Origin of the sequence: Pseudomonas sp. NBRC 111138, from assembly GCF_001320835.1 — a bacterium.
Taxonomy (GTDB): domain Bacteria; phylum Pseudomonadota; class Gammaproteobacteria; order Pseudomonadales; family Pseudomonadaceae; genus Aquipseudomonas; species Aquipseudomonas paracarnis.
This window is the reverse complement of sequence record NZ_BCBO01000170.1, coordinates 1-6930: the sequence shown is the minus strand read 5'-3', so window position 1 is coordinate 6930 and position 6930 is coordinate 1. Positions and strand designations below refer to the sequence as shown.

Genomic DNA, 6930 nt, shown 5'->3' with positions numbered 1-6930 from the left:
AGAGGATCAAGGCCCCGCCCGGCAGCAGCGCCTGGCGAATGCGCCCAAGCAACGCCAGGCGCTCCTGGGGGGCGATAAATTGCAGGGTGAAGTTCAGGGCCACCACCGAGGCGGGCTTGAATTGCAGGGCGAGAATATCGCCCTCGATCACCTCCACGGGCAGCAACTCCTGGAACATCGAGTCCTGGCCATTGAGGTATTCGCGACAGCGCTCGACCATCGCGGCGGAGTTATCCACGGCGATCACCCGGCAACCCTCGGTGCGTACATGGCGGCGCAGGGCTTGGGTCACGGCACCCAGGGAAGAGCCCAGGTCATACAGCACGCTACCCGGTTGGGCAAATTGCGCGGCCAGCACGCCGAGGTTCTCGACGATGGTGGGGTAACCCGGCACCGAGCGCTTGATCATGTCCGGGAACACCCGCACCACATCCTCGTTAAAGGCGAAGTCCGGCACCTGGGGCAGGGGCTGGGCGAATAGGCGATCGGGTTCTTTGCTCACGGCTGTTCCGGCGACGGTGGGGGAAAGGCCGGCATTTTAGCCAAGTTGGCCCTCGGATGCGCGGGTTGTCTGATGGAAAGCCGAGGCGGTGATGCCCCATTGCCCGAGCCAGTAGGTGGCGATCAGCAAATACGGCGCTGCCTCGAACGCCAGCACAAACCGGTTGATGCCGATCAGTGCGTCGGAAACCACAAACGACACCGCACCCGCCGCCGCCAGCCACGCTGAACGCTTGGGCACCTCGCTGCCCAGTCGCGCCAACGCACGCCAGAGCATGGCGCTGATCACCAGCGCGTAAACCACCACCGGTATCAAAAGCTCACCGAGGCCGTGGGAGATCAGGATGCTCAGCAAGATTGCGCCTACGCCGAGGGCCAGCACCAGCGGCAGCAGCGCCAAGCGCCGACAGTCACTGAAATAGGCTTTGAGATAGGCCAGGTGCGCGAACAGAAACGCGCCCAGGCCAAAGATAAACAGGTCGCCTGGCCAGGCGAGCAACACGTCGCCCACCAGGGAAAAAATCAACCCCAGGCTGATCCAGCGTCGATACTCGGTGGGCGGCGCGTCATGCAGCCAACCCAGCAGCGCCAGCACCGGCAGTGGCTTGACCAGCAGGCACAGCAGCGTCGCATGGGTCGCCAAGCCATAGACAAAGGTGCCGGCGCCCATCAAGGCAAGGATCAGCCATGGCATATCAGTTCACCGTAATGGCGCAGTCAAAGGTTTCGGCAGGTTCGGCCTCCGGCTCCCAAGGTTGCTGGGATGTCAGGCGCAAACGCCCTTGCCCTGCGGCATACGCCTGGAAGCGCCAGGTGGACTGGCCGCCACCGCCGATCACGCCGGACTCGGTGCTGCTGTAGACCTCGGGGCTCAAGGCGCGCAACACGCCGCCGGCGGAGTCCTGGATGGCCCAGCGGTAACCGGTGGTGGGGTTGCTGGGCAGGGTGAGGATCAGGTTTTGCCCGTTTTTAAGCTGGAGCGGGCAGGCGCTCTGTTTGTCCACGCTGACGTTTTGCTTGGGGGCACTGGCGCATGCGGCCAGCAAGACAAGGCTCAAGGGAAGAAGCAGGCGGGCAGCGGTCATGAAGGCTCCGTTAATACACGACGAAGGGGGAGCATAACCGAAGATGAGACAAGGTGTGACAAGGAGGGGTTTGCGTTGGCCGATCGTTCCCACGCGTGGGAACGTTGCCTTGGACGCTCCGCGTCCGCTTTGTGACGCGGAGCGTCACGGGATGTATTCCCACGCAGAGCGTGGGAATGATCAGGTCTGGATATTTCTCAGAAGAGCACCTTCGCCACATCCGCAAACCGCTTGGCAAAGTGCACCGTCATCCCTTCCTTCAAATAGTCCGGCAACTCTTCAAAGCTGCCACGGTTGGGTTCCGGCAAGATCAACTCGTGAATCTTCTGGCGCCGCGCCGCAATCACCTTCTCGCGCACCCCGCCAATCGGCAGTACATGCCCGGTCAAGGTCAGTTCGCCGGTCATCGCTACGCCTTTTTTCGGCGGTTGGTTGCGGGCCAGGGACAGCAACGCACTGGCCATGGTCACGCCGGCACTCGGGCCGTCTTTCGGTGTGGCGCCTTCCGGCACGTGCAAGTGCACGAAGGCTTCGTCGAAGAACTTCGCATCGCCGCCAAACGACTTCAGGTTGGAACTGATGTAGCTGTAGGCGATTTCGGCGGACTCTTTCATCACTTCACCCAACTGCCCGGTGAGCTTGAAGCCGCGGTTGAGCGTGTGGATGCGCGTCGCTTCGATCGGCAAGGTGGCGCCGCCCATGCTGGTCCACGCCAGGCCGGTAATCACGCCGGTGCCGGACAGCACTTGCTCATTACGGAATACCGGCATGCCCAGGGAGCTTTCCAGGTCCTTGTTGCCGATCTTGATCACCGAGTCCGGCTCATCCAGCAGTTTTACCACCGCCTTGCGCACCAGCTTGCCCAGCTGTTTCTCCAACTGACGCACGCCGGCCTCTCGCGCATAACCGTCGATCAAGGCGCGCAAGGCACCGTCGGTGATGGTCAGGCTGTTTTTGGCCACGCCGGCTTTTTCCAACTGCTTGGGCCACAAGTGGCGCTTGGCGATGGCGACTTTTTCTTCGGTGATATAGCCCGACAGGCGAATCACTTCCATGCGGTCCAGCAATGGACCGGGGATTGAGTCCAGGGTGTTGGCGGTGCACACGAACAGCACTTTGGACAGGTCCAGGCGCAGGTCCAGGTAATGGTCGAGGAATTCGACGTTCTGCTCCGGGTCCAGGGTTTCCAGCAGCGCCGACGCCGGGTCGCCCTGGAAGCTCTGGCCCATCTTGTCGATCTCGTCGAGCATGATCACCGGGTTCATCACTTCCACGTCTTTCAGCGCCTGCACCAGCTTGCCGGGCAGGGCGCCGATGTAGGTGCGCCGGTGGCCCTTGATCTCGGCCTCGTCGCGCATGCCGCCGACACTGAAGCGATAGAACGGCCGCCCCAGGGATTCGGCGATGGACTTGCCCACACTCGTCTTGCCCACGCCCGGCGGGCCTACCAGCAATACGATGGAACCGGCGACTTCGCCCTTGTAGGCGCCCACCGCTAGGAATTCGAGGATGCGGCTCTTGATGTCATCCAGGCCCGCATGGTGCTTGTCGAGCACTTTGCGCGCGTGCTTGAGGTCGAGTTTGTCTTCTCCGTACACGCCCCACGGCACCGAGGTGGCCCAGTCCAGGTAGTTGCGCGTGACGGCGTATTCCGGCGAACCGGTTTCCAGGATCGACAGTTTGTTCAGTTCTTCATCAATGCGTTTTTTCGCTTGCGCCGGCAGCACTTTGCCTTGCAGGCGCTGTTCGAACTGTTCGACATCGGCGCTGCGATCGTCCTTGGTCAGGCCCAGCTCCTGCTGGATGACCTTGAGTTGTTCCTTGAGGAAGAACTCACGCTGGTGCTCGCCGATCTTGCGGTTCACTTCGGCGGAGAGTTCTTTTTGCAGGCGCGCGACTTCCACCTCTTTGCGCAGCATCGGCAGCACTTTTTCCATGCGTTTGAGCATGGGCACGCAGTCCAGCACTTCCTGCAGTTCATTACCTGTCGCCGAGGTGAGTGCCGCGGCAAAGTCAGTGAGCGGCGACGGGTCGTTGGGGCTGAAGCGGTTGAGGTAGTTCTTCAACTCTTCGCTGTACAGCGGGTTGAGGGGCAGCAGTTCCTTGATCGCATTGATGAGCGCCATGCCGTAGGCCTTCACCTCATCGGTCGGCTCGCTGGGCTGGTGCGGGTATTCGACTTCCACCAGGTAAGGTGGGCGGTGGTGCTTGAGCCAGGTCTTGATGCGCACGCGGGTCAGGCCCTGGGCGACGAACTGCAGCTTGCCGTTCTCGCGGCTGGCGTGGTGCACCTTCACCAGGGTGCCGTACAGCGGCAGGGCGGAGGTGTCGAAGTGCCGTGGGTCTTCGGGCGGCGTGTCCATGAAAAACAGCGCAAGGGAATGGTGGTCGGATTTGCTCACCAGCTCCAGGGTTTCGGCCCAGGGTTCTTCATTGACGATCACCGGCAACACTTGTGCCGGGAAGAACGGCCGGTTGTGGATCGGGATGATGTAGACCTTGTCCGGCAGGTTTTGCCCAGGCAGGGCCAGGCCAGTATTGGACGAGGGGGTTTCAGCGTTTTCGGGGTCGGCGTAATCGTTGAGGTCGTAATCTGGAAATTCTTGCTGGTCGCTCATGGGGCACCTGCATCAGTAAGTATGCAGGTTAGATGGGGCGGGGTTGCGGTGGTTTCAATGGGGGGGCGTCGTTAGCAACAATTTGCATGAAATAACGGGAGGGTTGCGGTCAACGTACTTTACCCCTCCGCTTTTCGAACTGATCGTCAATAATGTGACGGCTAGACCCAGCTTTTATTGGGTTTACTTATCCCCAGTCCCAGCTAACCTGCTTTAATAAAATTCCCCATAAAAAAGGATGTTTTTTTGACGCCGGTTAGCAGTCGGCAGGGACGCGTATGACACAAGGAAAGCACGGCCAAGAGCGACGAGCGCGGCCCGAGGGCGCGGCCATGCACTGGCGCCACACGTTTCAGACCCGCATAGCCGGAGTGCTGGCGCTGTTGTTGCTGGTGGTCGTGGCCGCCACCTATTTTGCCGTGCACGCTGCCACCACCCGTGCGGTGGAGAACCAGGCCGATGTACAGTTGAACACCGGGCGGCAGGTGTTCGAGCGCCTGCTGGACCTGCGCGGGCGGCGCTTGCAGTACGGGTTGGACTGGCTGACCGCCGATGGGCCGTTCAAGCAGGCGGTGGCCGGCGGCCGGACGGTGCCGATCCTGGAGGCCCTGGGCACCCATGGCACCGGGGTCAGTTCCAGCGAAGTGGTGGTGCTGGGCCTGGATGACAGGGTCATGGTCAGTACCCTGCTGGTGCAGACGCGGGGCCAGTTGTTCCCGTATGCCGATGCCTTGCGCAAGGCGCGGCGCAGCGGCCAGCAAATGTTGATCGTCGCCATGGCCGGGCGCCCCTATTTGCTGGTGCAAAAAGATGTGCTCGGGCCTGTGCCGATCGCACGCGTGGTCATGGGCTTTCCCATGGACACGCAATTCGCCCATGAACTGCGCTCCATGAGCAACCTGGAGGTGTCGTTCCTCAGTGTGCAGGACGGCCATCTCGGTCAGCTGTTCACCACCCACCCTGGCAATTGGCGCCCAAGCATTATCAACCTCTTGCATGGCACGCAGGTCGATCCTGAGGCGAAGATCCAGCTGTTCCATGGCCAGCGTGTGCTCAGCCAGGTGTTGCCCTTGGCCAACAGCGGCGAAGGCGATGAAGTGCGTGTGTTGCTGCAAAGCCCGCTGGACCATGCGCTGGAATCCTTCGCGCCGCTGGACCGGCAGTTCATGGGGATTGCCCTGGCGGTGCTGCTGGTCTCGCTGGCGGTGGCATTATTCCTGGCGCGGCGAGTGTCACGCCCGCTCAATGCGCTGGTGCAAGCCGCTGAACGGATCGGGGCCGGTGACTACCGCACCCCGGTGCGGGTGCGCAGCCACGACGAGTTCGGCCTGCTGGCGCGTGCGTTCAACGCCATGCAAAGCGGCATCGCCCTGCGCGAACGGCAACTGGCCCACAATGCCTTGCATGACCCGCTCACCGGATTGCCCAACCGTGCCCTGGCCATGGAGCGCCTGGGCAGTGCGATCAGCGCACGGCGGTCGGTGGTGTTGCTGTACGTGGGGATCGAAAACTACCGAGTCATCAACGAAGGGTTTGGCCCCGAAGGTGTCGAGCACATGTTGTGCGAGGCCAGCCGCTGCTTGTCCAGTAGCCTGTTGGCCAGCGACACCGCGGCGCGCATTGCCGGCAGTGAGTTTCTGTTGTTGCTGGAAAACACCGAGATCGATTCTGCCGTGGCCCGCGCCGACCAGTTGCATGGGGCGTTGACCGAGCCCCTGCGCATCGGCAATGACGAAGTGCGCCATGAAGTGAGCATCGGCATCGCCGCGTACCCTGCTGATGGGCAGCAGGTGGAAGAGTTGATCAACCGCGCGGCCATCGCCCGGCACGACGCGGCCAACCTGCCGGGGCACTTGCAGATCTACCAACCGGACCGCGACCTCGCCCACCAACGCCAGATCACCCTGATTCGCGACTTGCGCCGCGCCGTGATCGAAGGCGAGTTGTTCCTGTGCTACCAGCCCAAGCTCGACCTGCGGCGCGGGCACGTGGGCCAGGCCGAAGCCTTGCTGCGCTGGCAACACCCGACGCTGGGGCAAGTGTCTCCGGGGGAGTTCATTCCGTTGGCCGAACGCACTGGCAGCATGGGTGCCCTGACCCTGTGGGTGATCGAGGAAGCCATCCGCCAGATTGCCGAATGGGCGCAGCGTGGGCTGGTTATCCAGCTGTCGGTGAATATCTCCGTGAACGACTTGGCGGATGATGACTTGGCCATTCGCGTCACTGCGCTGTTGGCCCAATACCATGTGGGCGCCGAGCATTTGATTTTCGAGATTACCGAGAGCGCCATCATGCACAACCCGCAGCAGGCCCTCAGCGTGCTGGAGCAGTTGCGCAATTGCGGGATCAGCCTGTCGGTGGATGATTTCGGCACCGGTTACTCGTCCCTCGCCCAATTGCAGCGCCTACCGGTGCAAGAGCTGAAGATCGACCAGTCCTTTGTGCGCAACCTCGACAGCACCAGCGGCGACGGCGTGATCGTGCGCTCCACCATCGAGATGAGCCATAGCCTGGGGCTCAAGGTGGTCGCCGAGGGCGTGGAGTTCGAACACAGCCTCACCTTGCTCAAACGCTGGAACTGCGACACGGCCCAGGGCTACCTGATCAGCCGGCCGCTCAATGCCATGGCGTTCGAGCGGTGGATGCGGCGTGAGCAGGTGCCAACCTAGACAGTTTGACTGTGGCGAGGGAGCTTGCTCCCGCTGGAGTGCGAAGCGCTCCCAGGA

At 62.2% G+C, this 6930-nt stretch carries 5 protein-coding genes; 1 reads left to right on the top strand and 4 read right to left on the bottom strand.

Annotation, left to right across the window (positions count from 1 at the left end):
• The 4 genes from APH41_RS27000 to lon form a co-directional block, all read right to left on the bottom strand.
• A partial coding sequence (locus tag APH41_RS27000) for a methyltransferase domain-containing protein (RefSeq protein ID WP_156359100.1) occupies positions 1-502 on the bottom strand: 502 nt, incomplete at its 3' end.
• 36 nt (positions 503-538) lie between these two features.
• Positions 539-1195, bottom strand: a complete 657-nt coding sequence (locus tag APH41_RS26995; protein ID WP_034128651.1) for a lysoplasmalogenase — start codon at positions 1193-1195, stop codon at positions 539-541.
• Between the two features lies 1 nt (position 1196).
• Positions 1197-1586 carry a protease inhibitor I42 family protein gene (locus APH41_RS26990; RefSeq protein WP_054922529.1) on the bottom strand — a complete coding sequence of 130 codons (390 nt, stop codon included), beginning with the start codon at positions 1584-1586 and terminating at the stop codon, positions 1197-1199.
• 197 nt (positions 1587-1783) lie between these two features.
• The gene (lon, locus tag APH41_RS26985; protein ID WP_054922526.1) at positions 1784-4204 is read right to left on the bottom strand and encodes an endopeptidase La; all 2421 of its coding nucleotides are present in this window, start codon (positions 4202-4204) and stop codon (positions 1784-1786) included.
• A gap of 332 nt (positions 4205-4536) precedes the next feature.
• Here lon and APH41_RS26980 point away from each other — a divergent pair, with 332 nt between their 5' ends.
• The gene (locus tag APH41_RS26980) at positions 4537-6873 is read left to right on the top strand and encodes a bifunctional diguanylate cyclase/phosphodiesterase (protein WP_054922524.1); all 2337 of its coding nucleotides are present in this window, start codon (positions 4537-4539) and stop codon (positions 6871-6873) included.
• Positions 6874-6930: the final 57 nt, after the last annotated feature.